The organism is Nostoc sp. CENA543 (genome assembly GCF_002896875.1).
In the GTDB taxonomy this organism is placed as follows: domain Bacteria; phylum Cyanobacteriota; class Cyanobacteriia; order Cyanobacteriales; family Nostocaceae; genus Trichormus.
This window is the reverse complement of sequence record NZ_CP023278.1, coordinates 5,660,787-5,685,167: the sequence shown is the minus strand read 5'-3', so window position 1 is coordinate 5,685,167 and position 24,381 is coordinate 5,660,787. Positions and strand designations below refer to the sequence as shown.

General features: G+C 40.5%; 28 protein-coding genes and 1 other RNA gene. 13 read left to right on the top strand and 16 right to left on the bottom strand.

Annotated features, from left to right (window positions below; genetic code table 11):
• Positions 1-129: 129 nt before the first annotated feature.
• Positions 130-624: a peptide-methionine (R)-S-oxide reductase MsrB gene (msrB, locus tag CLI64_RS23765; RefSeq protein WP_103140847.1), complete on the bottom strand. Its 495-nt coding sequence runs from the start codon at positions 622-624 to the stop codon at positions 130-132.
• Between the two features lie 92 nt (positions 625-716).
• Here msrB and CLI64_RS23760 point away from each other — a divergent pair, with 92 nt between their 5' ends.
• The gene (locus tag CLI64_RS23760; RefSeq protein ID WP_103139536.1) at positions 717-1,106 is read left to right on the top strand and encodes a hypothetical protein; all 390 of its coding nucleotides are present in this window, start codon (positions 717-719) and stop codon (positions 1,104-1,106) included.
• A 25-nt stretch (positions 1,107-1,131) separates the two neighbouring features.
• Here CLI64_RS23760 and CLI64_RS23755 read toward each other — a convergent pair whose 3' ends face one another.
• The 3 genes from CLI64_RS23755 to CLI64_RS23745 are packed head-to-tail and all read right to left on the bottom strand — an operon-like array spanning position 1,132 to position 3,095.
• Positions 1,132-1,713: an NADPH-dependent FMN reductase gene (locus CLI64_RS23755; RefSeq protein WP_103139535.1), complete on the bottom strand. Its 582-nt coding sequence runs from the start codon at positions 1,711-1,713 to the stop codon at positions 1,132-1,134.
• Between the two features lie 12 nt (positions 1,714-1,725).
• Positions 1,726-2,523, bottom strand: a complete 798-nt coding sequence (locus CLI64_RS23750) for a glucose 1-dehydrogenase (protein ID WP_103139534.1) — start codon at positions 2,521-2,523, stop codon at positions 1,726-1,728.
• Between the two features lie 41 nt (positions 2,524-2,564).
• Complete coding sequence (locus tag CLI64_RS23745; protein ID WP_103139533.1) at positions 2,565-3,095, bottom strand: DM13 domain-containing protein; 531 nt, start codon at positions 3,093-3,095, stop codon at positions 2,565-2,567.
• Between the two features lie 218 nt (positions 3,096-3,313).
• Between CLI64_RS23745 and CLI64_RS23740 the strand changes: the two genes are divergently transcribed.
• From CLI64_RS23740 to CLI64_RS23730, 3 genes are all read left to right on the top strand, one after another.
• Positions 3,314-4,588 carry a GAF domain-containing sensor histidine kinase gene (locus CLI64_RS23740; RefSeq protein ID WP_103139532.1) on the top strand — a complete coding sequence of 425 codons (1,275 nt, stop codon included), beginning with the start codon at positions 3,314-3,316 and terminating at the stop codon, positions 4,586-4,588.
• Positions 4,589-4,689: 101 nt separating this feature from the next.
• Positions 4,690-5,430, top strand: coding sequence for a cytochrome c biogenesis protein CcdA (locus tag CLI64_RS23735; protein ID WP_103139531.1), 741 nt, complete (start codon positions 4,690-4,692; stop codon positions 5,428-5,430).
• 59 nt (positions 5,431-5,489) lie between these two features.
• On the top strand, positions 5,490-6,869 hold the full coding sequence (locus CLI64_RS23730) for a cytochrome c biogenesis protein (protein WP_103139530.1): 1,380 nt from the start codon (positions 5,490-5,492) through the stop codon (positions 6,867-6,869).
• Positions 6,870-7,016: 147 nt separating this feature from the next.
• Here CLI64_RS23730 and queF read toward each other — a convergent pair whose 3' ends face one another.
• The 5 genes from queF to CLI64_RS23705 form a co-directional block, all read right to left on the bottom strand.
• Positions 7,017-7,427: a preQ(1) synthase gene (gene queF, locus CLI64_RS23725; RefSeq protein ID WP_103139529.1), complete on the bottom strand. Its 411-nt coding sequence runs from the start codon at positions 7,425-7,427 to the stop codon at positions 7,017-7,019.
• A 104-nt stretch (positions 7,428-7,531) separates the two neighbouring features.
• The gene (locus CLI64_RS23720; protein WP_103139528.1) at positions 7,532-7,927 is read right to left on the bottom strand and encodes a hypothetical protein; all 396 of its coding nucleotides are present in this window, start codon (positions 7,925-7,927) and stop codon (positions 7,532-7,534) included.
• 150 nt (positions 7,928-8,077) lie between these two features.
• On the bottom strand, positions 8,078-8,458 hold the full coding sequence (locus CLI64_RS23715) for a phasin family protein (RefSeq protein WP_103139527.1): 381 nt from the start codon (positions 8,456-8,458) through the stop codon (positions 8,078-8,080).
• Between the two features lie 27 nt (positions 8,459-8,485).
• Positions 8,486-8,582, bottom strand: an RNA gene (ffs, locus tag CLI64_RS23710) — signal recognition particle sRNA small type.
• Between the two features lie 38 nt (positions 8,583-8,620).
• The gene (locus tag CLI64_RS23705; protein WP_103139526.1) at positions 8,621-8,887 is read right to left on the bottom strand and encodes a YciI family protein; all 267 of its coding nucleotides are present in this window, start codon (positions 8,885-8,887) and stop codon (positions 8,621-8,623) included.
• A gap of 63 nt (positions 8,888-8,950) precedes the next feature.
• On the opposite strand from CLI64_RS23705, the gene CLI64_RS23700 reads away from it, so the two are divergent.
• Together CLI64_RS23700 and CLI64_RS23695 are read left to right on the top strand one after the other, a co-directional pair.
• Entirely contained in the window at positions 8,951-9,514 is a 564-nt protein-coding gene (locus CLI64_RS23700; RefSeq protein ID WP_103140846.1) for a 2'-5' RNA ligase family protein, read from the top strand.
• A gap of 92 nt (positions 9,515-9,606) precedes the next feature.
• Complete coding sequence (locus CLI64_RS23695; protein ID WP_103139525.1) at positions 9,607-10,329, top strand: glycoside hydrolase family protein; 723 nt, start codon at positions 9,607-9,609, stop codon at positions 10,327-10,329.
• 5 nt (positions 10,330-10,334) lie between these two features.
• On the opposite strand, the gene CLI64_RS23690 is transcribed toward CLI64_RS23695, so the two are convergent.
• The 3 genes from CLI64_RS23690 to glyA form a co-directional block, all read right to left on the bottom strand.
• Positions 10,335-11,585, bottom strand: a complete 1,251-nt coding sequence (locus tag CLI64_RS23690) for a competence/damage-inducible protein A (RefSeq protein WP_103139524.1) — start codon at positions 11,583-11,585, stop codon at positions 10,335-10,337.
• Positions 11,586-11,847: 262 nt separating this feature from the next.
• Positions 11,848-12,909, bottom strand: coding sequence for a glycosyltransferase family 4 protein (locus CLI64_RS23685; RefSeq protein WP_103139523.1), 1,062 nt, complete (start codon positions 12,907-12,909; stop codon positions 11,848-11,850).
• Positions 12,910-13,134: 225 nt separating this feature from the next.
• Positions 13,135-14,418 (bottom strand): serine hydroxymethyltransferase, encoded by a 1,284-nt coding sequence (gene glyA, locus CLI64_RS23680; RefSeq protein WP_103139522.1) that lies wholly within the window; start codon positions 14,416-14,418, stop codon positions 13,135-13,137.
• 573 nt (positions 14,419-14,991) lie between these two features.
• Between glyA and CLI64_RS23675 the strand changes: the two genes are divergently transcribed.
• Both CLI64_RS23675 and CLI64_RS23670 read left to right on the top strand, forming a co-directional pair.
• Positions 14,992-15,189 (top strand): hypothetical protein, encoded by a 198-nt coding sequence (locus tag CLI64_RS23675; RefSeq protein WP_103139521.1) that lies wholly within the window; start codon positions 14,992-14,994, stop codon positions 15,187-15,189.
• A gap of 202 nt (positions 15,190-15,391) precedes the next feature.
• Positions 15,392-15,871, top strand: a complete 480-nt coding sequence (locus tag CLI64_RS23670) for a Tic20 family protein (protein ID WP_103139520.1) — start codon at positions 15,392-15,394, stop codon at positions 15,869-15,871.
• A 4-nt stretch (positions 15,872-15,875) separates the two neighbouring features.
• On the opposite strand, the gene CLI64_RS23665 is transcribed toward CLI64_RS23670, so the two are convergent.
• On the bottom strand, positions 15,876-16,649 hold the full coding sequence (locus CLI64_RS23665; protein ID WP_103139519.1) for a fumarylacetoacetate hydrolase family protein: 774 nt from the start codon (positions 16,647-16,649) through the stop codon (positions 15,876-15,878).
• Positions 16,650-17,044: 395 nt separating this feature from the next.
• Between CLI64_RS23665 and rpsF the strand changes: the two genes are divergently transcribed.
• Together rpsF and CLI64_RS23655 are read left to right on the top strand one after the other, a co-directional pair.
• The gene (gene rpsF / locus CLI64_RS23660) at positions 17,045-17,371 is read left to right on the top strand and encodes a 30S ribosomal protein S6 (RefSeq protein WP_103139518.1); all 327 of its coding nucleotides are present in this window, start codon (positions 17,045-17,047) and stop codon (positions 17,369-17,371) included.
• Positions 17,372-17,591: 220 nt separating this feature from the next.
• Positions 17,592-18,122, top strand: coding sequence for an Npun_F5560 family protein (locus CLI64_RS23655; protein ID WP_103139517.1), 531 nt, complete (start codon positions 17,592-17,594; stop codon positions 18,120-18,122).
• Between the two features lie 225 nt (positions 18,123-18,347).
• Here CLI64_RS23655 and CLI64_RS30960 read toward each other — a convergent pair whose 3' ends face one another.
• Positions 18,348-18,506, bottom strand: a complete 159-nt coding sequence (locus tag CLI64_RS30960) for a hypothetical protein (protein WP_157943316.1) — start codon at positions 18,504-18,506, stop codon at positions 18,348-18,350.
• A 28-nt stretch (positions 18,507-18,534) separates the two neighbouring features.
• Positions 18,535-18,888: an STAS domain-containing protein gene (locus CLI64_RS23650; RefSeq protein ID WP_103139516.1), complete on the bottom strand. Its 354-nt coding sequence runs from the start codon at positions 18,886-18,888 to the stop codon at positions 18,535-18,537.
• 499 nt (positions 18,889-19,387) lie between these two features.
• Between CLI64_RS23650 and CLI64_RS23645 the strand changes: the two genes are divergently transcribed.
• Positions 19,388-20,017, top strand: a complete 630-nt coding sequence (locus CLI64_RS23645) for a DedA family protein (protein WP_103139515.1) — start codon at positions 19,388-19,390, stop codon at positions 20,015-20,017.
• A gap of 105 nt (positions 20,018-20,122) precedes the next feature.
• Here CLI64_RS23645 and CLI64_RS23640 read toward each other — a convergent pair whose 3' ends face one another.
• Positions 20,123-21,322, bottom strand: coding sequence for an argininosuccinate synthase (locus CLI64_RS23640; RefSeq protein ID WP_103139514.1), 1,200 nt, complete (start codon positions 21,320-21,322; stop codon positions 20,123-20,125).
• 322 nt (positions 21,323-21,644) lie between these two features.
• On the opposite strand from CLI64_RS23640, the gene CLI64_RS23635 reads away from it, so the two are divergent.
• Together CLI64_RS23635 and CLI64_RS23630 are read left to right on the top strand one after the other, a co-directional pair.
• The gene (locus CLI64_RS23635; RefSeq protein ID WP_103140845.1) at positions 21,645-22,814 is read left to right on the top strand and encodes a hypothetical protein; all 1,170 of its coding nucleotides are present in this window, start codon (positions 21,645-21,647) and stop codon (positions 22,812-22,814) included.
• A gap of 17 nt (positions 22,815-22,831) precedes the next feature.
• Complete coding sequence (locus CLI64_RS23630) at positions 22,832-24,340, top strand: WD40 repeat domain-containing protein (RefSeq protein ID WP_103139513.1); 1,509 nt, start codon at positions 22,832-22,834, stop codon at positions 24,338-24,340.
• Positions 24,341-24,381 lie beyond the last annotated feature (41 nt).

Genomic DNA, 24,381 nt, shown 5'->3' with positions numbered 1-24,381 from the left:
TTTTCCTTTATTTGCAATATATCTAAGCCCCTCTCCGCGTCGGAGCGAAAAGTCTGGGCGGAGGTTTCCTCCGAACAGAACTTTTCAAGAGAGAGGGGTTTGGGGAGAGGTTGTCGAATTCACGTTAATTCAACTAGCAACAAATTTCATTGCTACCCCATTCATGCAGTAACGTTTACCTGTAGGTGCGGGGCCATCATCGAATACGTGACCCAAGTGTCCACCACAGCGACGACAATGCACTTCTATTCTGGTCATGAATAATGACTTATCTATAGATGTACCAATTGCGCCATCAATAGGTGCGTAAAAGCTAGGCCAGCCTGTACCACTGTTGAATTTAGTTGTAGACGCAAACAAAGGTAAATTACAAGCAGCGCAGATATAAGTACCTTTGGCATATTGTTTATCAAGCGGACTAGTACCTGCGCGTTCAGTTCCATGTTTTCGCAATACATAAAACTGTTCTGGCGTTAAGATTTTTTGCCATTCTGCATCATTTTTTGTAATTTCAAATTGATTTTTTGGAAGTGCCATAACTTGTGACCTATCTGTTAAATAACGTGACAACCAAACTGTGGCTATCGTGACTGCACCAGCTTGTAAAAAATAGCGTTTTTTCATATTTTGGGGGTCAATTAAGGTAAATATATCGACATTTACAGTTGTGAATGCTATTAAAGAATCACCCAATTAAAAACTAAAGGAGTAATATTTTGTCACTACATCATGAACGCTATATTCCTTCACAAGAGGAGTACCTAGAAGCGTTTCGGGCAATTTATCATGATTTGACTTTAGGACACAAAGCTATTTTGGAGAAGTTATATCAGCATTGTTACTTTATGAAAAATAATCGCCGATTACGAACTTGGGAATTGTCAGAGGCTGCTGGATACAAAGGCGATGCGTCTGGTCAAATCGGTCATTTAGGTGCAAAGTTTGGCGAGTTTTTTGGCATGGAAAAAAATGACTTTGGGCAACCCGCATTAGCAATTGTGAGTTGGTTTGCTGATGAAATCAGTGGCTATTGGTATATTGAGCTAATTCCAGAAGCTGCTAGAGCCTTTAAACTGTTTCGTCAGGAAAATTTGCAGATGTTTTAATTGTGGAATTTCTAGTGGCTGAGGTTTAGGTGGAAGATTTAGTCAAACTAGAGTCTTGTCTCCCATATTTCAAAACTGTTGACATCCAAACTAACTCGTCCATAAATCTTGCCATGCGGCGAATGTAAGTTGGTTTATCAATCAAATTTCCAGATTCATCAAATAGTGTCTGTACGTTGCTAAAGTTGAGGTCATAAAAAATAGTAACTAACCCCAACTCACGCATTACAGGTAAGAGATTTTGAATAACTCTTGTCCCACCAAAAGCACCTGCGGAAACGCCGCACAGTCCAACGGCTTTATGAATGTATTCTTTGAGGCAGGTATCAAGTACGTGTTTGAGTAACCCTGGATAGCCGTGGTTATACTCTGGTACAACGATAATCAACCCATCCGCACGTTCCATAGTGGCGGAAAATTCTGGATTTTTAATTGATTCGCCTGCATCATTGGTAGCTATGGCTATATTTCTGATATCAATTAATTCAGTGGTGAGGCGATCGCGTGTGGCAATTTGCTCCACAATAAATTTAGCCACATATTCACTTTGACGACCCTGACGAGGAGTACCAAGGATCACGGGAATAAATAAAGCTGAATCTAGCATAATTTTTTCTAGCTACTGTTCTTGATAATTCCAAAGTAGTCCCCCATCTACAAAGAATGTACTACCTGTAATGTAATCAGCATCAGCAGAAGCTAGAAAAGCCACTAAGGAAGCTACATCTTGGGGTTTTCCTAAACGACCCAGGGGGATATTTTGTAGTAAAGCTCCCAATTTTTCTGGATCATTTAACAATTTAGTATTAATCGGCGTTTCTATAGCTCCTGGGGCAACATTATTAATAGTAATGCCCAATGCTCCCAACTCCACTGCTAAATTACGAGTTAGCATTTTCATCCCACCCTTACTGACACAATAAGCTGTGAAATTGGGAAATGGTAATTCTTCATGCACAGAACTAATATTAATAATTTTGCCTGTGCGTTGGGTTGTAATTAAGTGTTGGACAAAGCATTGAGCGGCGAAGAAAAAACCTTTTAAATTCACATTCATGACTGCATCATAATCAGCTTCTGTCACTTCCCAAAAAGGTGCGTGTTTTTCAATACCAGCATTATTTACTAAAATATCCAACTTGCCGAAATGCTCAATACTTTCTGTAATTAATTGACGCACTTCCTCCACATTACCCAAGTCAGCTTTGAGAGTGTAGCCATGAGATTGATGACATTGTGCCATATAACAATTACCACCAACCGCCTCGACCTTAGCTAAAGTTTCCTCTGCGCCTTCTGGATGAGAACGGTAGTTGATCACAACATTTGCTCCAGCTTGAGCTAGACGTAAAACAATTGCTTGTCCAATGCCTTGGCTACTACCTGTAACTAGGGCAACTTTACCTGCTAAATTCATAGTTTTGTTTGGTTAACTGCTAGTTATCTTTTGATTAATTTTTAACTTTTGACAGTGGCAGATCCAAAAGTGGCATTAAATTTGCGACACCAAATAGCAACAGATTGATAATCTGCTAAATTAACGTTTTGCGGTATGAGATAACGTTGCGAACCTCGAAATTTTTGTAATGGAGCGATGACAATATAATCTCCTCTTTTGAGAGGATAAGCTGGAGGACGAGTTGAAGCAATAACGTTAGGAGAACGGTGTAAAACTACTACTAAATCTGGCCCAGAGCTAGAGGTTTTAAAGGACTGCTCAAGTTCAATAAATGATTTGCCATTTTGAGTCACAATGTTGACTGTGCCTTGAGTTGTATGTTCTCCAGAAACGAATGAACCAGATTTAATAGTAGTTGTAGATGAAGATTTCGCAAAATTATCAACAGATTGCATTTTACTCAAAAGAATAGGAGTATTTGCATTTTCACTCACAAAGTTTGTCGGTAACTGTTTACTTGATGCTTCTTTCACAGAACTAACCATTAGTAAAGAAACAAGACCCAATCCCAGCAAATATTGCGATTTCATAACTTAAAATCCCTGAGTGCAATAATTATTAGTTGCAAGTTGTTGACTTAAGATTGATTATGTCTGAAATAAGTAGTTTAAAAATTATGAATATCTAAGGAAATGCCTTGGTAAAATGTGATATTCTGTCTAAAAATTTCTTAGGATTTTCTCAGCAAAATTTAAACTTTAATATTTGGCTTATAAATAAATATTTGCAGAATCATTCATAAACACTTATGATCAAAGCCATTGATAAGAAAATCTTAGACAATCAAAGATGGCAGAGGGAGCGAAGAGCGATCGCACTTTTATCTTCCTTGAACTATCGCACGGGGAAATTACCGAGTTATCTACATGATATTGCCTGTGGAGTCAGTGAATTACTGGAGTTAGATTGGTCAGTAGTTACCCTATGTCAGCAAGGCTTTGAAAAGGTACTGGCTAGTAGCCTGGATATGGGAGCAGGTGAACACCTTTATTCATTGCATGGTTCACTGACCAATACTGTCATAGAAAGTGGTCATTCCTTAGCGGTGGAAGATGCCAATAAACATCCAGAATACGGCAAAGCTCCTGAAGGTTATTGTGCTTATTTAGGAATACCTTTAAGAATAGCCGCAGGAGAGGTAATTGGCACTATCTGCTGTTTTCATCAACAACCGAGAGAATTTTCTTTAGAAGAAATTCAACTAGCAGAACTGTTTGCAGAACGCGCCGCTACAGCTATTGATAATTATCATTTGTATGAGCAACAATGTCGATTTAATCAGATTCTCGAAACTGAAGTCGAAGCTCGTACCGCAGAATTAAAATCAACACAAGAAAAACTGGTAGAACAAGAACGACTAGCAGCTATCGGTGAATTTGCTGCCATGATTGTGCATGAAATTCGCAATCCCTTAACAACGATGAATATGGGATTGAAATATGCCAAAAAACACCTTTTAAGTGAAGCGGCACAAGAGCGATTAGTGTTAGCACTCAGTGAAGGAAATCGTTTAGAAAATCTTTTGAGTGAAATTTTACTATATGCCAAGCCACAGGTTTTACAACTATGTGAAGTCGATGTTAATAAATTTATTAGTGCATTTTTGAAGTCTATTTATGAAATGCCAGAGGCAGATTCAAGAAAAATTCAATTTATCTCTGCATCATCTACAGTCAAAGTTTTAGCAGATCAAGATAAGCTCAAACAAGTTTTAATTAATATTGTTCGCAATGCTTGTGAGGCAGTTACGCCCGAAAGTGAGATTAAATTAGAAGTAGATAACTCCTGTGACAATCAAGTTGATATTCATGTCTGGAATGGTGGTGAAGCAATTCCGCCAGAGGTACTACCAAAGTTAACCAAGCCATTCTTCTCTACTAAACCTCAAGGCACTGGCTTAGGACTCGCCATCACCAAACGCATCATTAATGCTCATAGCGGGGAATTGTTGATTAATTCTGATCAAACTACAGGTACTAGGGTAACTGTCAAATTACCCGTCGTGTGTTTTGAGAAATGCTGAGACTTAAATTAATATCCATACCCTGTTTTCAAATCACCAAGGACAATCCAAATTAAGCTACAATGCAAGCAGATCAAGCATTTCTTGCCTACTAACACCCCATGCTGGAGAATCTGCAAACCCAACTTTACCAACTAGAGCAATTTGCCAACACTCTTGTTTCTCAACAACTGACACACCTAAACTTGCTGAGTATTGGCATTATTTTCACAGCAGGGTTACTTACTAGCCTCACACCTTGTATGCTTTCCATGCTGCCAATTACCATTGGCTATATTGGCGGCTATGAAGCCAAAAGCAGATGGCAAGCAGCTCTACAATCAACATGGTTCGCTCTGGGATTAGCAACTACCCTCGCCGGACTTGGTATCATAGCAGCTTTACTAGGCAAAGTATACGGTCAAATAGGCTGGGGATTGCCGATTATTGTCAGTATTATTGTCATTTTCATGGGGTTGAACTTACTAGAAGCCATACCCCTGCAACTGCCATCTTTTGGTGATACTAACTGGATTTCTCCAAATTTACCCTCTGGGGTGCGTTCCTATGCAACGGGGTTAACTTTTGGTTTAGTGGCTTCCCCTTGCAGCACCCCTGTTTTAGCTAGTTTGTTGGGTTGGGTAGCCAATACCCAGGACTTAATTTTGGGTGCTGCATTGTTAATTTCCTACACAGCAGGCTATGTTGCACCATTGATTTTGGCGGGTACGTTCACTGCGTCTATTAAAAAGCTATTAGAATTACGTCGCTGGTCTGGTTGGATTAATCCAGTTAGTGGCGCACTTTTAGTTGGTTTTGGTGTATTTTCTCTTATTTCTCGGATTCCCTTTGGTAGTTTGTAAGCCATTCACAAACAAAAGTAAACACCTACTTCTCCTACACCCAATGTTTTTCGTAAGCAATGACTATAGATAATTCCGCGCCGACAAACTCTCCTTGGTGGACTGTACCAGGAAAATACTTGCGAAAAGAGTTGTTACCGATACTGACAGATTTAAGATTAGCGATCGCACTCTTACTCATCATCGCTTTATTTAGCGTCACTGGTACAGTCATCGAGCAAGGTCAATCACCAGCATTTTACCAAGCCAACTACCCAGAACACCCGGCTTTATTTGGTTTTCTGACTTGGAAGGTAATTCAAGTAGTCGGTTTAGATCATGTTTATCGGACTTGGTGGTTTCTAGCTTTACTCGTTTTATTTGGGACTAGCTTAACTGCTTGCACTTTTACCCGTCAGCTACCAGCCTTAAAAGCCGCACGTCGCTGGAAATATTACGAAGAACCACGACAATTTCAAAAACTCGCCTTAAGTGCAGAACTAGATAATGGTTCTGTGGAATCTTTAACACCCTTATTACAAAATCGCCGTTATAAAATTTTTCAAGAAAAAGATGGTATTCTCTATGCCCGTAAAGGCATAATTGGACGCATTGGCCCCATTATCGTACATATTGGAATTGTCACAATTCTTTTAGGGGGAATTTGGGGCGCAATGACAGGATTTATCGCCCAAGAAATGATTGCTAGCGGCGATACTTTTCAAATTCAAAATATTATCGATGCAGGGCCTTTAGCTGCGCCAGTTCCTAAAGATTGGTCTGTACGGGTAAATCGATTTTGGATTGATTACACACCCAAAGGTGGCATTGATCAATTTTATTCAGATATGTCAGTTTTAAATAATCAGGGACAGGAAGTTGACCACAAAAAGATATTTGTCAACCAACCCCTGCGTTATCATGGCATTACTTTTTACCAAACAGATTGGGGGATTTCCTCTGTGCGTGTGCGGCTGAATAAAAGTCCTGTATTTCAGCTACCAATGGCCTTATTAGATACGAAAGGTCAAGGACGCATTTGGGGGACTTGGATTCCCACAAAGCCAGATTTAAGTGAAGGCGTTTCCCTATTAGCTAAAGATTTGCAAGGGATGGTGTTAATTTATGATGCTCAAGGTAAATTAGTTGATACCGTCCGCACAGGGATGTCTACTCAAGTCAACGGTATCACCTTAAAAATTGTCGATGTAGTTGGTAGTACAGGGTTACAAATTAAAGCCGACCCAGGTATTCCCATTGTTTATGTTGGGTTTGCGGTGTTGATGTTGGGTACAGTCATGAGTTATTTTTCCCACTCGCAAATTTGGGCATTAAAAACAGGCGATCGCTTGTATATTGGTGGTAAAACTAATCGCGCTCAAGTAGCCTTTGAGAGCGAAGTTTTAGAAATTTTAGATAGTTTGAGTGCTAATTCTGAAGCAGTTCCAGTCACCAAGTAAATATTAGCTGTATCTGACTGTTCACAGTTAAACAATTTTGGATTTTAGAGTCAATCCAAAATCCGTCTTGAAAAGTTTCCTACGGCGGGAAACCCGCCTACAGAACTTTCCGCAAAATCCAAAATCTAAAATTCGGCGGGTAACAGCTTACTTTTGATGTCGTACTTCTACCACAGTGTGAACATTACCGCGAGGAGTAAAATCTGCTTTTACCGTCGCTTCTAGAGGGTCACAGGCAGCGACAAAATCATCAAGAATTTGGTTAGCAGATTCTTCGTGAGAAATGTAGCGATCGCGATAACTATTAATATAAAGCTTCAGTGCCTTTAACTCTACCACACGCTCATCAGGAACGTAGGTAATATAAATAGTGGCAAAATCAGGATAGCCGGAAAATGGACACTTACAAGTAAATTCCGGCAAAGTAATATTAATATCGTAACGTCTACCCACACGCGGATTAGGAAACGTAATTAGCTGTCCTTCCGCAATGATGCGTTCGCCATACTTCATTTCTTGGCTAGACTCAGATACAGTTTCAGGTGAGGAATTACTCATAAGTCAAAAGGTAAAAATATCAAGTCAATTTCAAAACCGTACAAGTTCTAATTTTAACCTTTTTTCATGAATGCCTTTTGCCTTTTGCCTTTTACCTTTTGCCTTTATCCTTGTTCCCAGTCTGGACAATTACCATCATCCCAGCCGTGGGGGTGCATAGCACAAACTAACAAGTTCCCCCCATACACATGACCATGATAATTCTGACAACCAACACAAGCCGGATTTTGTTCTGCTGTAGCTTCCACTGAGTAAGGAAAGCCAGGATCAGCATCAACAACCAAGTCTTCCAGTTCCCAATAAGCTTCTAAAAATGGTTCAGTAATCTCCTGTAAATACTGATCCACTTCAGTCACAATAGAAGTCTGGACTTGTTCAGAAATCTCTTCTGTTAACTCAAAAAAAGCATCTACCATATCAGTCATTCCCAGGAAGAAACGCTCCACTTCATCAGCCATCGTTTCTACAATTTCCATCAAATCTTTTTGCCACTGTTCCATAAATGTTACGCCCTTAATTCTTCCCGACAGGACGCTTAGGGCTGCTTGGCTTGAAGCACTCTAAGTTCACCCCAGGTAATGTATATTATAAATTCTTAAGGGCTGACATTCTACCAAACTTTTGCGAGTGTACTCAGCACTCAGCACTCTCTAATCGTTCTGCAATTTCTTTAACTCTTCTTGCAGGTCTAGCACTTGTCGGCGTAATTGATCTACGTTATCAGTCGATTCCTCTTTCACCGTGGGTTCTTCGTCTTCCTCTATAATTTCGATGCGACGAGGTTCAGAAGGCGGTGTTTTTTCAGCAGTCTCAGCAGGTGGCTGTGGCTGTTGAGCTTGTTTCATCATATCTTCCACAAAGCGGCGGGCTTCGTCCGTAGTCATTTCGCCCTTTGCCACCATTTCATCTGCCAGTTTTTGGACTTGCGATCGCAGTTCAGATAACTTTCCTCCGGCTTTCTCACCAGCGTAAGAAGCCAACCCGACACCAAGGTAAAAAGCTTTTTGAACTAAATCTCCAAAACCAGGCATTGCTGCTGATTGCTCCTAGTCAAATAGGGCGACCCGGAGACTACGCCTACTACAAGCATCCCGTGTTGCTGCTACCTTCCGGTCCTGACAAGGTTTAGGCGTTGCAGCCGCATAGATCCAGGTCTAAACAAAGTATAACATCAAATTTTGTGTAAATGAGTATTATTCGACAACGATTTTCCATTCGTATAATTTGTAGTTGACACAACCGTTGTTTACCAAGGGATCACGCGCCACAATTTTCTCGGCTTCCTCCATTGAAGTGGCTTCAAACAGTAACATCCCACCACCCAACTTTGCCCAGTAACCGGTTTTAGCTTTGTGTCCTTGAGCAATCAACTCTTGCACATAAGCTTTATGGGCAGGTACATATTGGTCAAAGGTAGTTTTATCGACTTTGCCCTCTTCTATCTTGACAAACCACGGCATCTGAATGAAAACCTCTAGAAATCTTGTGTTCTAATATCTTTAAAGATTATCTTGTTTTGCATTTTGAATTCTTCCCAGAGACTTTTTTTTGTCGCCTTGCTACCACCGCAAGAGATTCAAGATTACGCCAACGACATCAAGCAGCACTTTGCTGACCACTACGCCAGCAAACACGCCCAAAAATCCCCACCACACATTACACTACAACCGCCCTTTCAATGGCGAGTTGATCAATCCTCACTTTTACAAGCGGTCTTAAGTGAATTTAGTCGCCAACAGCAACCATTCTCCGTCACATTGAGTGGCTTTGCTGCCTTTCCACCCCGCGTTATCTATATAAATGTGGTGCGAAGTCCAGAATTGTTGTCATTACAAACTCAGTTATTGACCCAAATGGAAACCCAATTAGCGATTATTGAAAAGGTAGGTAAAAAGCGTCCCTTTGTACCTCACATGACAGTTGCCTTTCGAGACTTAAGCAAACAAAACTTTCATGCTGCTTGGGCAGAGTTTAGCAAACGTCAGCTACATTTTGAATTTATTGCTGACAAGTTAACCTTACTTATACACGATGGTCAAGGCTGGCATATTCAATCAGAGTTTGCTTTTTTGTCTGGTCATAGCTAATCACAATTTATTACAGAGTGATTGCAGATGACGAAAAATCGCATTTTATTTAGTAATTAAACTAATTAATCATCAAAATTAACTTAAAGCATATGACTATCTCTCAAACACTCAAGAAAGGGTCAAAAGGTTTAGAAGTTAAACAACTACAAGAAATATTAACTCAACTCAAATTAGACCCAGGCCGCATAGATGGTACTTTTGGTGACAAGACTGAAATTGCTGTGAAAAAATTCCAAGGACAGCAAGGTCTTGAAGCTGATGGGATAGTAGGATTAAAAACTCAAATAGCTTTAAATCAGTTGATTCAATCAAATTTATACGGTGGGAAAAATGGTAAATTACCACTTCCTGGTGTGGCTTTGATTAAAGACTTTGAAGGATGTAAGCTACAAGCCTATCCTGACCCGCGCACTAAGGGTAAACCATACACTATTGGCTGGGGTTGTACTCGCAAAAAAGATGGTAGCGAGTGGAAACTAGAGGACAAAATTACCCAGCAAGAAGCAGATGAGTTACTCATTTTGCAACTAGAAAGTGATTATCTCCCACCTTTAGAGAAAATCCCTGGATGGGATGATCTGACTGCTGCACAGCAAGGAGCATTGTTAAGTTTTGCTTATAATTTAGGTGCTAATTTCTACGGGGCGAAAAATTTTGAGACTATCACCAGAGTTTTGAAAAATCAGGCATGGGATGAGATAGAAACAGCTTTAGTGCTATACATTAATCCCGGCAGTCCAGTAGAGAAAGGATTAAAGCGACGCAGACTAGCAGAAGCAAAGCTGTTTTTGCAGTCTGGTACGGTAGCTTAAATCAATTACCTGGTCAATAACTGCCGTCGCAATAAATCTAGGGCTGTACAAGCACTCAAATGACGAATGAAAAAGCGATCGCGCATTGTACCAAAATGATATTTAAAACTCTTGACTTCATCATTTGGCCCTGCTAACCCAATATAAACCAATCCTACAGGCTTAGTCTCACTCCCTCCAGTGGGGCCAGCAATCCCTGTGATACTTAATCCCCAGGTAGTTGCTAGGCGGGTTTTGACACCAATTGCCATTTGTTCAGCAACGCTATCACTAACTGCCCCAAATTCTGCTAAATCTTCCGGCTTTACTCCCAATAACCCAACCTTCACAGAGTTATCATAGGAAATTACACCACCCCAAAAATAATCGGAACTACCAGAGATTTCTGTTAACATTTGCCCCAAAGTCCCACCGGTGCAGGATTCAGCTACTGCTAAGGTTTCTCCTGATGTCCGCAATAATTGCCCGACAACAGAAGCTAAGGTATCGTCATCCACACCATAGAAGTCCAAACCTGCAATTTCTTTAATTTGTTGTTCTACAGGTGCAATCAACGCCTCGGCTGCTGCTGGTGAGGTGGCTTTAGCTGAAACACGTAGCCGCACCTCTCCCTTACCTGCATAGGGTGCAACTGTGGGATTCGGTAAATTAAAGTAAGCACTGACTTTTTCTGCTAAAGCAGATTCCCCAATTCCCCAAAACCTCAAACTGCGGCTATAGATAATTTCTTGACCCCAACCTTGACTTTTCAAAAATGGTACTGCTGTTTCTTCCCACATTCGGTGCATCTCACTCGGAACACCAGGGAAAGTCAAAATGGTAATATCTGGGCGGGGTTGCCAGATTATCCCAGGTGCTGTACCACTGGGGTTAGGTAAAATATCCGCACCTTGAGGAATCAAGGCTTGTTTGCGGTTACTGGAAGTCATCACCCGACCACGTTGAGCAAATTTATGGGTAATATCTTCAATAATTGTTGCGTCTTCTACTAAAGGTGCGCCAAAAAAATCAGCGATAGTTTCACAGGTGAGATCATCGGGAGTAGGGCCTAGTCCACCAGTAAAAATGAGAATATTAGCTCTGGAAATAGCAATTTCAATAACTTGTTTGATGCGTTCTGGATTATCTCCAACCACGGTTTGATGGTAGTGGGGAATTCCTAATTGGGCTAGTTGTTGGGCTAGATATTGGGCATTGCCGTTGAGGATATCTCCCAGCAAAAGTTCAGTACCAACACAAATGATTTCTGCACTCATTGAATTTTCTGTCAAAAGTAAAAAATATAATTTTGGATTTAAAAGCAATTCTTAAACATTACCTTGTCAGATAAAGCCTTCTAAATTGCGTTAGCGTAGCGGGACATTAGTCCATTGCGAATTGCTATTACTGATAGTGATTGGTATCAGGTTAACACACGACTTAGTTAGTAAATCAATAAATAGGGTGTGTTCACGCCAAAGCGTCACACACCCTGAGAAGATTGGTTAATGTCGTTTTGAATTTAGAGTGCCATATTAATTACTTTTGTAATTTACGATTTTGCTGAGAAAACTTGCGGACTCTCCAACAGACGTAACTTAAAAGTGAAGTGGTTGCACAAATGTAAGCAATACTGCTAGGTACACCAGCTACAAACAGTGCTAAACTTCCTACCCACAAAGTAAGGCAGTAGATAAATAATACTGACCAGCGATGGGATAACCCCGCTTGCAGAAGACGGTGATGGAGGTGACATTTATCTGCAACCCAAGGTCGTTTTCCCTGACGTAGACGAGCCAGAATCACGGCAGACATATCTACAATGGGGACAGCCAAAATTAAGTATGGTAAAAGAACGGCGGTGAAAGCGGGGATTTTGACTAAACCAATCACACCCACGGAGGCTAAAGTAAAACCCATAAAATATGAGCCACCGTCACCCATAAAAATTTGTGCTGGGTTGAAGTTGTAGCGGAGAAATCCTAAAGCTGCACCAGCTAAGGCGGCTGCAATTAAAGCGGCGGCGGGTTGCTGCATAAATAAGGATACGAATAGCATAACGACAGCCGCAATCCCAGAAACCCCAGCCGCCAAACCGTCTAAGCCGTCAATCCAATTGATGGCGTTGACCATCCCGACTAACCAAACTACCGTAATAGGCAAACTGAGCCAGTTAAGGTCAACAATACCAACAGTAGGAACAGTAATAAAATCTATGCTGACACCAGCTTTCCAAGCACCGGCAGCAACAATTATTTGCATTAACAGTCTTGTTAGAGGAGATAAACTTAATAAGTCATCGGCTAAACCAATCAAAAAAAAGCCAAGACCGCCTAAAGTTACACCCCAGATTTGCCATTCTTTTTCGGGAGGCAGATTAGCAAAGCCACCCAACCACCACACAATCATTAAAGATAGTATTGTACCTGCGAAGATGGATACTCCTCCCAGGCGTACCATTGGACGGTCATGAATTTTGCGACCACCAGGTTGATCTACGCGTCCACTTTTAATGCCAATCTTTTTGACATCAGGTGTAGTCCAAAGGACGACTACTGCGGCGACGAGGAAGGCGATCAGATGATATATCTGAGCAGGCATCTGTAATTTTTTAGAAAGTTTATTAACAAAAATTGGCCAAGGACGTTTCCTTCATATTTTTACTACATTTCAGGCCTAAATCAGCATAAGAATTTGGATATTAGGAATGGGGCATGGGGAATGGGGCAAGAAGGAAGTGTGGGAGGGGTAGGAGGTGTGGGAAGAAATCTTTCCCCCTCTCTCCCCACACTCCCCACACTTCCCCATCTTCCCAGTCCCCAATCCCTAAGCCAAAGCTGGTACAGGAATTTCCTGATGAGGATATAAGGGGAAGCGATCGCACAATGCAGCTACCCGACGTTGACAGTCTTGGGCTACGGTTGCTGAGTCTGGATTGAGCAGGCGATCAGCGATAATGTTGCCAATTTCGATAAATTCATCGACTCCCATCCCTCTAGTTGTCATGGCGGGAGAACCTAAGCGCAAACCACTGGTAATAAATGGTGATTGGGGATCAAAAGGAACTGTATTCTTGTTGGTAGTAATATTCACTTCACTCATTAACTGATCTGCTTTCTTACCTGTCATCCCAATTGAACGCAGATCGACGAGCATTAAATGGTTATCTGTACCGTCAGATACCAGTTTTAAACCACGATTTTGCAGTTGAGTGGCTAAGGCTTGAGCATTATCAATTACTTGCTGTGAGTAATTGGTAAATTCTGGTTTTAAGGCTTCACCAAAAGCTACAGCTTTACCGGCAATCACGTGTTCTAAGGGGCCGCCTTGAGTTCCAGGGAACACGGACTTATCTAATTTTTTACCCAATTCTGCATCACGGGTCAAAATTAACCCACCTCTGGGGCCACGCAGGGTTTTATGGGTGGTGGTGGTGACGACATCACAATAAGGAATTGGGTTAGGATGTAAGCCGGTGGCAACTAACCCCGCAATGTGGGCGATGTCTGCGAGTAAGTAAGCACCAACTTCATCAGCAATACTACGGAATTTAGCGAAATCAATAATGCGCGGATAGGCAGAATAACCACAAATCAAAAGCTTAGGACGCTCCCTTAACGCCAGCTCTCGAATTTGGTCGTAGTCTAGTCTTTCTGTTTGTTGACTTACGCCGTAGTGACGGACTTGAAACCACTTACCAGAGACGTTCACAGGGGAACCGTGGGTGAGGTGTCCGCCGTGGGACAAGTCCATCCCCATGATTGTGTCACCAGGTTCTAACAAAGTCAGAAAAACTGCAAAATTCGCCTGTGCGCCGGAGTGGGGTTGGACGTTGGCATGAGCCGCGCCAAATAGCTGTTTGGCTCTATCAATAGCTATTTGTTCGATTTTGTCAACGAATTCGCACCCGCCATAATAACGCTTACCAGGTAGACCTTCAGCGTATTTATTGGTGAGGACTGAACCTTGGGCTGCTAATACAGCCGCCGAGGTAAAGTTTTCACTGGCGATCAGTTCTAAATGGCCGCGTTGGCGTTGGAGTTCTTGATTAATTAATTCTGCGATCGCGGGATCGGAGGTAGCAAGCAAGTCTGAATTTGTTCTAGTCACTTCAACATATACCTAATAGCAGTTTCTACGAAAGTTAATGCGATCGGCGGACAGGCTTATCTGTTAACAGTTGACAATCAAGATTGCTATCTTCTTGAACTGCTATCCAAACATGATGTATTCCGTTGGGAATTATCAGCTGCCGACTAACTTCATAGATTTATGATCATAAACCTGTTTACGAAAATATCAACTTTGATACTTTTAAGAAAATTAGGGGTGTAAGGGTGTAAGGGAAGAAAATAGTGTTTCTTCTATATTTTGCTAGTGAGCCACCATGCTAGTTGGAGGTTTTTCAGAAAATCAGCTTTCACCAAGATACTTGCAGGATGTGCTAAAATATGAGCATCAATACCTAATAAATCCTCAAATATTCCTGAATTTTTTAGTCAAATTCATCAAAATTTAGTCCTCTGTGTGGGCAGTATATTAATTTAGACTTATTTAATTAGCTGTGAGAGACGCGCTATCGGGCTGCTCAGAGTCAAGTTCAGTGAATTGCCTGTAAATGTCGTAGCCCTACTACCTGTAAGCAAGAATCTCTCGGCAGTAGAGTAAGAAGGAGAGATTGAGATGTTAGTCATTCTCATGGACGAGCAAATCCTAGTTCCTGAGCAAGTTTGTCAGTCTTGCTTACTAGCTGATAGTAGTGGTCAACCACGTTGGCGCAAAGGAAAGTTAACTTGTGGTCAAGCTATTCGCCAGCTTACACAACAGCAACCAGAACAGTATGAATGTCAAATGGGTTTTCGCATAGCCCAGATAGAATAATTAGAACAGGGTAAATATTTGTAGTTCTGATTAGGCAGAGGGTAAGGGAGCAGGGGAAAAGAGGATTTTAGCCTAGTTTACATTTCTGAAGATAGTCAGGTTTTTTCTCACCGACTTACTTAAGTTAAAGCCAACAAGGTAGTTTAACTGCGTTATCCTATGGTCAGGGAAATCTGAAATTTTTATCATAGGAGAACGCATAATGGTTTGGCGTGGGACTACATCAATTACTGACCGCATTTTCGCCTCTTTACCTTATCTTATGCCCATAATTAACGGTTTAGTATTTGGGAGTTATTTGTTAAGTAGGTTTCCTATATTACAGTTACTATTAATACCTCTACAACCAATATTGGTCTTGTATATGGGCTTGGGACAATTAGGTCGATTACTCCTTTTCTTTGCCTTGTTTATGTTTGTGGTCAGAAACGAAAAAATAGTCCATTTCATTCGTTTTAATACTATGCAGGCAATACTGCTCAACATTGTGATATTTCTGTGTGAAGTTCTGAGAGACCTTCTAGGATTCATTCCTAATACTGGCTTTGCCATAGAAACAATATCCAACTTATTTTTCGTAGTAATTGTTGGAACAGTAGTGTATTCTATGATTCAATCCCTACTAGGACGTTACGCGGAACTGCCAACAATTTCCGATGCAGTTTATGCACAAGTACGTTAACAGTTTAGGGAGATGCTACGGTGTTCTCTAGGCGACCAATACCTTCAATTTCTATGCGGACGCGATCGCCTGGCTTTAATGGGCCAATACCTTCTGGTGTACCAGTTAGGATCACATCTCCAGGTAGTAAGGTCATGACTTGACTAATATAAGCAACCAGAAAATCAGGGGCAAACACCATCTGATCAATACCCGCAGATTGCACTGGATCGGGATCATCATTAATAAAAGTCTGCAATCTAGCTCCAGGGTTTAACTCTCGCACAATCCAAGGGCCGAGAGGACAAAATGTATCAAACCCTTTGGCGCGAGTCCATTGACCATCTTTTTGTTGTAAATCTCTAGCAGTAACATCATTGGCGACGGTATAACCCCAAATTTTAGTTTGGGCTTCCTCTGGTGTACATTTACAGGCGCGATCGCCAATGATTAAAGCTAACTCACCTTCATAATCCACTCGTTGCGACTGCTGAGGATACTGAATTATTGTCTCTGAAGGAATAATTGTTGTGGGTGGTTTTAAAAAAATTAATGGCTCAACTGGTACAAGACTTCCCATTTCCGCAGCATGGTTAGCGTAATTCTTTCCCACCGCCACAATCTTGGAAGGAGCGCAAGGTGCAAGAATTTGGTAATTATCCGGTTCTAGAACTAAATCTGTTAGCTGTCCCTGTAGCCAAGGTGGAGCATCAAGCACCTGCACATTAAGAGACAGCTGCAACAACCCATAGTAAATCTTTCCTTCTTGATTTTGAACTCGCACATAACGCTGGGCCATAAATTTGATCAAAATCCTTATCAAGTGAGGGACTGGGAACTGGTAAAGGTAAAAGGCAAAAGTAAAAAGGCAAAAGTAAAAAGAAAAGGTTCTTTTGCCCTTCTTTACGAGAGACTGCGCCAACGGGTGACGCTCATGCGTCACTAAAGCTGCGCTAACGCCATTTGCTGTATGCCGGGAAACCCGTCTACCGCAATGGCTCACCTTTTTACTTTTTTTCTCCACGCTTCCCATCAACAAGGCCAATTTTGGCAGATGGGGCTGATGATTAAAATAGAAAACTGGTAAGATTATATTTCCTTGTTGCTTCAGATGTTGATTAATACTGAGGATTTTTATATCTAACCGTATAAATCAATATCAGCAGCCAGTTGTCCAAAAGGAGAATTACAACCATGTCCACAGTTTACGAAACACTATATATTCTGCGCCCAGACCTCACAGATGAACAAGTAGAGCAAGCGATCGCCAAGTATCAGAACTTGCTCAAAGAACAAGGTGCTGATAACATTGAAATCCAAAATCGTGGCAAGCGTCGTCTGGCTTACGAAATTGATAGAAATCGTGATGGCATCTATGTTCAAGTAAACTACACTGGGCCTGGAAAAGTGATTGCTCCCTTAGAACGCGCCATGCGTTTGAGCGAAGAAGTAATTCGCTACCTCACCATTAAGCAAGAAGTATCTCAGGACAAAGCAGAAGAAGTTGCTGCGACAGTCTAAGACAATTGTTAAATGACCTGTGTGGAAAATTGAGTATTAATAACTCAGTTTTCTCCACGGACAAAACTAGAATAAAAACATATAATCAGAAAAAATTTTATTTTGATGCCTTATTTTGTAATTGAGTTGGGAATGCTAGATTAACATTGCCTGCCCCAAGCAAGCGATCGCAGTATATCCAAGGTTGGAAAATATTCTTCAATCGGAGCTTTAAGCCACTGTGAGCCAAACTGAACTACCCGACATCCAAGCTCTATCTACAGAAATGTCGCAGCTGCGCCAAGAATTGCAGCTACGGGATCAACTCGTCCAACAGCTATCACAAGAACTTTTCCGGCTAGTCAAGGGCAATACTAATTTTATACCCCCCAAGCTAGAGCCGGAACAAGATTTGACTCAACTCAAAGCTTTACAAGAACAATTACAGGCTGTTGAGCAACAAGTCACATTCTATCAAGAACAAATCGCTGTCCGTGACGCGGAAATTTATCAACTGCGTCAGTCCGTCCAAGAGTTAACTGACCGCAGTCGGATGTTAGAACAAGTAGTACAAGAACTACCACAAATTTACCGCCGGAAATTTGAAGAACGCATGGCTCCAGTCAGAGAAAAAGTAGCTCAACTGCAAAGAGAGAATCGCCAACTACAAGCCGAATTGCAAAGTGTCAGTTATCGTTTAGCTCTCAAAACGCGCACTTCTAGCCATAGTGGAATTGATCTACCTAACTTTCCCCGTCCCGCATCCAGCTAACACAATATTTCTACTACAAAAAATGCTTAATTTGAGGATAAATTAGGCAAAAAGCTAAACATTTTTTGATATTCTTTAGATATTCTTGAGTATTTTATATTTATTGACTCAAAAATATATTTTTGTGAGTCTATCTAAATTCGATGACAACTTGCTCAGATAGATACAATGATTGAAGCGTTGGTAAAATTAACACCGAATATTAACCAACACAGCACTCAGCACTCAGCACGGGCTAAACGCCCCGCTACCGCTAACAGCACGGGCTAAACGCCCCGCTACCGCTAACAGCACTTCACCACTACTCACAAAAATTAAAATAAACCACGGGCAATGGTCAAAAGCAATCGGCTCATTTAGACTTTTAACCAACTGTTTTGACATTGCCGGATTTAGGTATTATAATAGAATGTTAGCTTGCTAATGATACTTGTTTGTCATTGACGACACTAAAGATGTCTTCGTAAGTGTCAAAAATTTCAAATACTGAATCCAACTGTGTAAGTTCTAAGACTAAGCGGACAGGAGTCTGTACGTTGCACAAAACTAGACGGCAGCCATTTTGTCTTGCTAACGTTAATCCCTTGACTAATGAAACTAAACCGGAACTATCCATAAAGTCTACTAATGCCAGATCAATCACCCAAAGTTGATGAGGCTGAGGAGTGATTTCAGACATCTGTTCGCTCAAGGACATACCACTTTGTAAGTCTATGCTGCCTTGAGGTTTAAACAAAACCACTTGTAATTCTGGTGCGAGTGTCATAAATTTAACCAAGTAGTTGAAACACTTAACAAAAGCAGGTCGCAGGAACTAATACCAGAGCAATGCTGTGTGTGAAATTGTGGTTACATCTACAGTAAACAGTAGATTCAACTACAAGTTCTCTAGCATTTGCTTAAGTATTTATTCCGTATAATTTGTTTTAACATTCCCCAATATAGGCACAAACGCTTAACGATTTCCGTATCAAAAGTATCTTTTACAGAACCTTTATATTTTTTTAAGTTTTTTATGAATTTTTAATCAAATGTTATTGCTTTATCACTATCTTTATGCGTTTGTGCTAGTAACTGATAGATACTTGATTGTCAATTATGGATTAATAATCAAATTTATAGGTCTAGAACTATACCAGAGTTTCGAGATGTCCCAAGTGACAATGGCTTTTTGAACTGCTGAATATAGTGGCTTGATTGACACCCCAGGTAAAAACAAGCAAAGATGTATATAAAGTAAAAAATTGTAAAGGCGGCGGTGCGGGATGTCTCTTGAGTTGATTTCACTAGAAAACATCCAGGAGTTTGCCCATCATTACGGTTACTGGGCTATTTTTTTTGGAATATTGCTAGAGAACTTGGGTATACCTCTTCCTGGTGAAACCGTAACCTTAGTAGGTGGCTTTCTGGCTGGTAGTAATGAACTTAATTATTGGATAGTTTTAGCCCTTGCCATTACTGGTGCAGTGATGGGGGGAATTTTCGGCTATTGGATTGGTAGGCTGGGGGGGTGGTCTTTTTTACTACAAGTAGGAAAAATATTTCGATTTAGTGAAACAAAATTGTTGAGTATCAGAGCGCAATTTAGTGAAAATGCAGCTAAAGCAGTCTTTTTCGGTCGCTTTTTTGCCTTATTGCGAATTTTTGCTGCTCCATTAGCTGGTATAGCTGAGATGCCTTTCGCCAAATTTTTGATATACAACATTTTAGGAGCAACAGCGTGGGCTAGTTTGATGGTGACATTAGCCTTTTTTGCTGGTAGGGTTGTTTCCCTTGAACAATTGGTGGCTTGGGTGAGTCAATTTGCAATTTTGGCTTTACTGATACTTGTAGCAGTGATTGCTATTCCCTTATGGTTAGAATCGCGTCAAGTTAAACAAGCCGCAGAAGACTAAGAAAAGGCAAAAGAGAAATTAAAGGTTTGTAGTGGGAACTTCAGTCCTCATCTTAGGACTAAAGTCCTTACTACAAACTTTTTGCCTTTTGCCTTTTACCTTTATTTATCTAGTTTGTTTAGCCCAAATACGAGTCGGTAGTCCCCAAACGTAAATGAAACCTTCGGCTGCTTTGTGGTCAAACTGATCTTCTGCGCCGTAGGTGGCTAAATCAGGGGTATAGAGTGAATTATCGCTCCAACGACCAACGATAGTGGCGTTACCTTTAAACAGCTTCAAGCGAACAGTTCCAGATACTTGTTCTTGAGTTTTCTGGATAAAAGCGTCTAAAGCAGTTTTCAGGGGACTGTACCACAAGCCGTTATAGACCATTTGGGTGTATGTTTCTTCAATACCCCGTTTGTAGTGGGTAACATCTGCGGTGAGGGTGAGGCTTTCTAAATCTCTGTGAGCTTGAATTAGCACCAACATGGCGGGAGATTCGTAAATTTCCCGTGATTTAATCCCTACCAAACGGTTTTCAATCATGTCGATACGACCGACACCATGATTTCCCACAATTTGATTGAGTTCTTGGATTAATTCGACGGGCGTTTTGGCTATCCCATTGAGGGTAGTGGGTATACCGTGAATGAATCCAATCTCTAAATATTCTGGCTCATTGGGGGTATCAGCGATCGCTTTGGTCATTTCATAAATTTCTTCTGGTGGTTCAAATGTGGGATCTTCCAACACACCAGCTTCGATACTGCGACCTAGTAAGTTTTTATCAATACTATAGGGAGAAGACTTTTTCACAGGGGCAGGAATCCCAAATTGTTCACCGTAGGCGATGGTTTCTTCACGACTCATACCCCATTCCCGCGCCGGTGCGAGAATCTTTAATTCAGGATTTAATGCTGCACAGGAGACATCAAAGCGGACTTGGTCATTACCTTTACCTGTACAACCATGTGCGATCGCATCCGCACCATATTTTTGTGCAGTTTCGACCAATATTTTAGCAATTAACGGACGAGCCAGGGCAGTTCCTAGAGGATAACGATTTTCATAAAGAGCGTTAGCTTGAATAGCTGCAAAAGCATAGTCTTTAATAAAACTATCTTTTACATCCACCACCAGAGATTCACTTGCACCTGATTTTAGAGCTTTTTCTCGGACTGGTTCTAATTCATCACCCTGACCTAAATCTGCTGCTAACGTAATTACCTCTTCTACTCCCCACTCTTGCTTGAGGTAGGGAATGCAAACGGAGGTATCGACTCCACCAGAATATGCCAACACAACCTTTTTGGCGCGACCCATTTGTTTCTCCACTTAGGAAAACACAATAATTAATGAGTCATTATTATATCTAAATGCACCATGTATATTTTCTGAATCGTCAAAACAAAGTTTTTAGCCACCGTCTTAACAAGAAATTTGAGAGCTTTAACGTTTGGGGTTACTGTACGGCGTTAAAGATCGACCAACTATCATTTTTAATGAAGACCGGCTTACCTCTTAACCGTTAAATGCTGTCTGTATCGCTTATTTGCGTTAGGGTAATGAACTTATTGAGGTATTGTCGTCTGTCATCTGGGAATACTAAGTCTAAATAAAGTTTTATCTTTCTATGTATCTTCCCATGAGTGATAGTTTAAATACTTACACGGTTATTATGCTCGGCCCACGAGGTTCTGGTAAAACTGTGTATCTGGCGAGTATGTATAAAAAGTTGTCTACGCAAGGCAAACAAGGTTTTTTCTTGGAAGTTGATAGCTCAGAAAAGCGTAAGCGTCTCCATAACATATACACCCAAATCGCCATTGATGAAAAATGGCCAAAAGGAACAACTTACGATGAGGTGTCAGAATGGACTTTCACCTGTCGTGTTCAGACAGGAAATTTACCGATTTATTCAGCTTGTCGGTTTAAATATCTTGATTATGCAGGTGGCAGACTTACAGACGAAATGGAAGATGAGGATACTTCTTTTGAAAGTAAACTGCAAAATGCTGATGCTTTACTAGGACTGTTAGATGGTCAAAGACTAAAGGCATTAATGCGTAATGAAAAGCTAGGGTTATTTTGGGTAGTCAATGAACTACCTAATATGTTGAACATAATGCAAGGGAGTCAAAAACCCATTCATTTTGTTATTAGTAAGTGGGATACCCTCATCAATGAATATAGCTTAGAGCAACTACGAGATCGTTTGCTAGAGATTGAGGAATTTAGAAACTTAATTCAAGCACGTAATGAAGCTCGTTTACCAGTTCGACTTATCCCGATTAGTTCAGTAGGCGTGGGCTTTGCAGAACTTCAACCAGATGGAAGTATGGCTAAAACAGGCAGCTTACCTAATCCATTTTTAGTAGAAATGCCTCTAGCCTGTATTTTGCCTGACATGATTAAAATTACCTTAGAGGAATTAATCAAGAAAAAGCAAGAAAGAATAAGTCAACCAATTGAAGTAAAACCTAATTTGAGTTTTTGGGAAAGGTTAGGACAGGTTGTTGGAGGCGTAGGGAAAGTTGGTATTGGCATATTAAAACAAATATTGCCTATAAAATACAGGTTCGCTGAAGATATTTTGGAGAACTTAATTGATTTTCTTGATGATTGGGAGAAGCCTGCCCAACAGAAGCTAGAAGCAGCAGCAAAAAGAACAGAAGAACTCCGTCGTAAACAAGCCGAATCTTTGAGAAAAGTTACTGATGAAGAAACGGCACTTAAACACGTTGTTAACTGCTTTATTTCGCTTACGGATGAACTTGAATCTAAATTTCCTGCATCTAATCTAAAAAAACTCTAGACAACCAAAAATTTTTTATGACAGATATTCAGGCTTGGCCTTTTCTGGTTGGGTGTAATCAATACCTTGACTATAGAACCATAGTTGCTCCCAGCTTTATGTGTGAATCAAAAACGTCAAGCCTACTAGCTAAAGCAGCAGGTGGAGACTTAACAGAAATTGGAACTGCCTACTACCGTGAAATTCATAATTCTAAAGTGGGTGATCTCACTTTAGTTTTCCGTGTCATTGAAGCAACATCGGAAAATACAGGACTTGAAGGACAGGGAGTATTAAAAGATTCATTTGGCAGAGAAATTGATTTAATAGAAGGTATTGTTTTTAAAGGATTACAACCGGATGTTGTAGTCACTCAGAAAAATATAGAAGAAATTCATCAAGAAATAATAGTTCACTATCAGGATTTTTGGAATACTACAACTTCTCACCCTGCTATTGCTGTAGAAACTTTGACTTGGATAGAAGATAACCACTTGAATAACAGCTTGAAATATATCAAGCTTAAAAATTGTGATCTAGATGTTAGACATCAGAAATCAATTGAAAACTCATCACAATTGAACCAAAGTAAATTATGGGAGAGTTTGAGTACGAAAAACTATGATGGAGAAATTACTTCTGTGGTGTATGTACCTGACCAAGAAAGTATCATATATCGTTATGAAAGAACAGTGATGATTGCTAATTGGAGAAAACAGCAATCTAAAAAATTGTTTCTAAAGAGAAAACTGACTGCTGATTCTCCTACTCCAGTTAGCATAAGTCAGAATGGTAGATTTGTAGCTACTGCAATTATTGACCAAGGAGACCGAAATCTTCTAAAAATTTGGGATATTAATAATATTTGGAACTCTAAGGAAGATATAATCAGTCCTATTGTAGACTTTGAAAGTTCTTCATTGGGAATAATTGGAAGCAACATTTTTGGTAGAATTCATGCAGTAACTTTTTCTCCTGATAACACTATTATAGTGAGTGCTGGTGCAGAGAAAACAATTTTTCTTTGGGATGTTTCTGGTAGTGGTGAACTAGGTAGGCTATATGGACATTCAAGCACAGTTAGAACGATAGCAATTAGTCCAGATGGAAAATTAATGGCTAGTGGCGATGATCATGGAGATCTTAAGATTTGGAATTGGCAAACTAGACAAGAAATTGACCAAATTAATATTCGTTTACCAGTTAGAACATTAGCTTTTAGTCCAGACAGCAAAACTTTTGTGAGTGGTGGAGATGATTGTAGTGTAAAGCTTTGGGATTCTTATACAAGAAAAGAAATTACTACTCTGGCACAACACCTAGAATCGATAAACACAGTAATTTTTAGTCCTGATGGTCAAATAATTGCTAGTGGGAGTGATGACTGTACTATAAAACTTTGGGATGTTTACAGACGAAAAGAAATCTCTGTTCTAAAAGGACATAAGGAAGCAGTAACATCAGTATCCTTTAGCTCTGATGGTCGAACTTTGGTAAGTGGAAGCAAAGATAAAACAATTAGATTATGGGAACGTTCGTCAGTTTAGAATAAAAGTGCAGTCAAGTGAGCTTGTAAAATGCCTTCTCC

What these genes read in the sequence shown, in the direction of transcription:
- msrB (WP_103140847.1), bottom strand. Translation starts at nt 624, where the DNA reads ATGAAAAAACGCTATTTTTTACAAGCTGGTGCAGTCACGATAGCCACA.
- CLI64_RS23630 (WP_103139513.1), top strand. Translation starts at nt 22,832, where the DNA reads ATGACAGATATTCAGGCTTGGCCTTTTCTGGTTGGGTGTAATCAATAC.
- CLI64_RS23645 (WP_103139515.1), top strand. Translation starts at nt 19,388, where the DNA reads ATGTCTCTTGAGTTGATTTCACTAGAAAACATCCAGGAGTTTGCCCAT.
- CLI64_RS23745 (WP_103139533.1), bottom strand. Translation starts at nt 3,095, where the DNA reads ATGAAATCGCAATATTTGCTGGGATTGGGTCTTGTTTCTTTACTAATG.
- CLI64_RS23735 (WP_103139531.1), top strand. Translation starts at nt 4,690, where the DNA reads ATGCTGGAGAATCTGCAAACCCAACTTTACCAACTAGAGCAATTTGCC.
- CLI64_RS23640 (WP_103139514.1), bottom strand. Translation starts at nt 21,322, where the DNA reads ATGGGTCGCGCCAAAAAGGTTGTGTTGGCATATTCTGGTGGAGTCGAT.
- CLI64_RS23665 (WP_103139519.1), bottom strand. Translation starts at nt 16,649, where the DNA reads ATGGCCCAGCGTTATGTGCGAGTTCAAAATCAAGAAGGAAAGATTTAC.
- CLI64_RS23670 (WP_103139520.1), top strand. Translation starts at nt 15,392, where the DNA reads ATGGTTTGGCGTGGGACTACATCAATTACTGACCGCATTTTCGCCTCT.
- CLI64_RS23720 (WP_103139528.1), bottom strand. Translation starts at nt 7,927, where the DNA reads ATGGAACAGTGGCAAAAAGATTTGATGGAAATTGTAGAAACGATGGCT.
- CLI64_RS30960 (WP_157943316.1), bottom strand. Translation starts at nt 18,506, where the DNA reads ATGTCAAAACAGTTGGTTAAAAGTCTAAATGAGCCGATTGCTTTTGAC.
- CLI64_RS23715 (WP_103139527.1), bottom strand. Translation starts at nt 8,458, where the DNA reads ATGCCTGGTTTTGGAGATTTAGTTCAAAAAGCTTTTTACCTTGGTGTC.
- CLI64_RS23755 (WP_103139535.1), bottom strand. Translation starts at nt 1,713, where the DNA reads ATGCTAGATTCAGCTTTATTTATTCCCGTGATCCTTGGTACTCCTCGT.
- CLI64_RS23690 (WP_103139524.1), bottom strand. Translation starts at nt 11,585, where the DNA reads ATGAGTGCAGAAATCATTTGTGTTGGTACTGAACTTTTGCTGGGAGAT.
- queF (WP_103139529.1), bottom strand. Translation starts at nt 7,427, where the DNA reads ATGAGTAATTCCTCACCTGAAACTGTATCTGAGTCTAGCCAAGAAATG.
- CLI64_RS23740 (WP_103139532.1), top strand. Translation starts at nt 3,314, where the DNA reads ATGATCAAAGCCATTGATAAGAAAATCTTAGACAATCAAAGATGGCAG.
- CLI64_RS23730 (WP_103139530.1), top strand. Translation starts at nt 5,490, where the DNA reads ATGACTATAGATAATTCCGCGCCGACAAACTCTCCTTGGTGGACTGTA.
- CLI64_RS23695 (WP_103139525.1), top strand. Translation starts at nt 9,607, where the DNA reads ATGACTATCTCTCAAACACTCAAGAAAGGGTCAAAAGGTTTAGAAGTT.
- CLI64_RS23750 (WP_103139534.1), bottom strand. Translation starts at nt 2,523, where the DNA reads ATGAATTTAGCAGGTAAAGTTGCCCTAGTTACAGGTAGTAGCCAAGGC.
- CLI64_RS23675 (WP_103139521.1), top strand. Translation starts at nt 14,992, where the DNA reads ATGTTAGTCATTCTCATGGACGAGCAAATCCTAGTTCCTGAGCAAGTT.
- CLI64_RS23705 (WP_103139526.1), bottom strand. Translation starts at nt 8,887, where the DNA reads ATGCCGTGGTTTGTCAAGATAGAAGAGGGCAAAGTCGATAAAACTACC.
- CLI64_RS23685 (WP_103139523.1), bottom strand. Translation starts at nt 12,909, where the DNA reads ATGCCTGCTCAGATATATCATCTGATCGCCTTCCTCGTCGCCGCAGTA.
- CLI64_RS23635 (WP_103140845.1), top strand. Translation starts at nt 21,645, where the DNA reads ATGAGTGATAGTTTAAATACTTACACGGTTATTATGCTCGGCCCACGA.
- CLI64_RS23650 (WP_103139516.1), bottom strand. Translation starts at nt 18,888, where the DNA reads ATGACACTCGCACCAGAATTACAAGTGGTTTTGTTTAAACCTCAAGGC.
- rpsF (WP_103139518.1), top strand. Translation starts at nt 17,045, where the DNA reads ATGTCCACAGTTTACGAAACACTATATATTCTGCGCCCAGACCTCACA.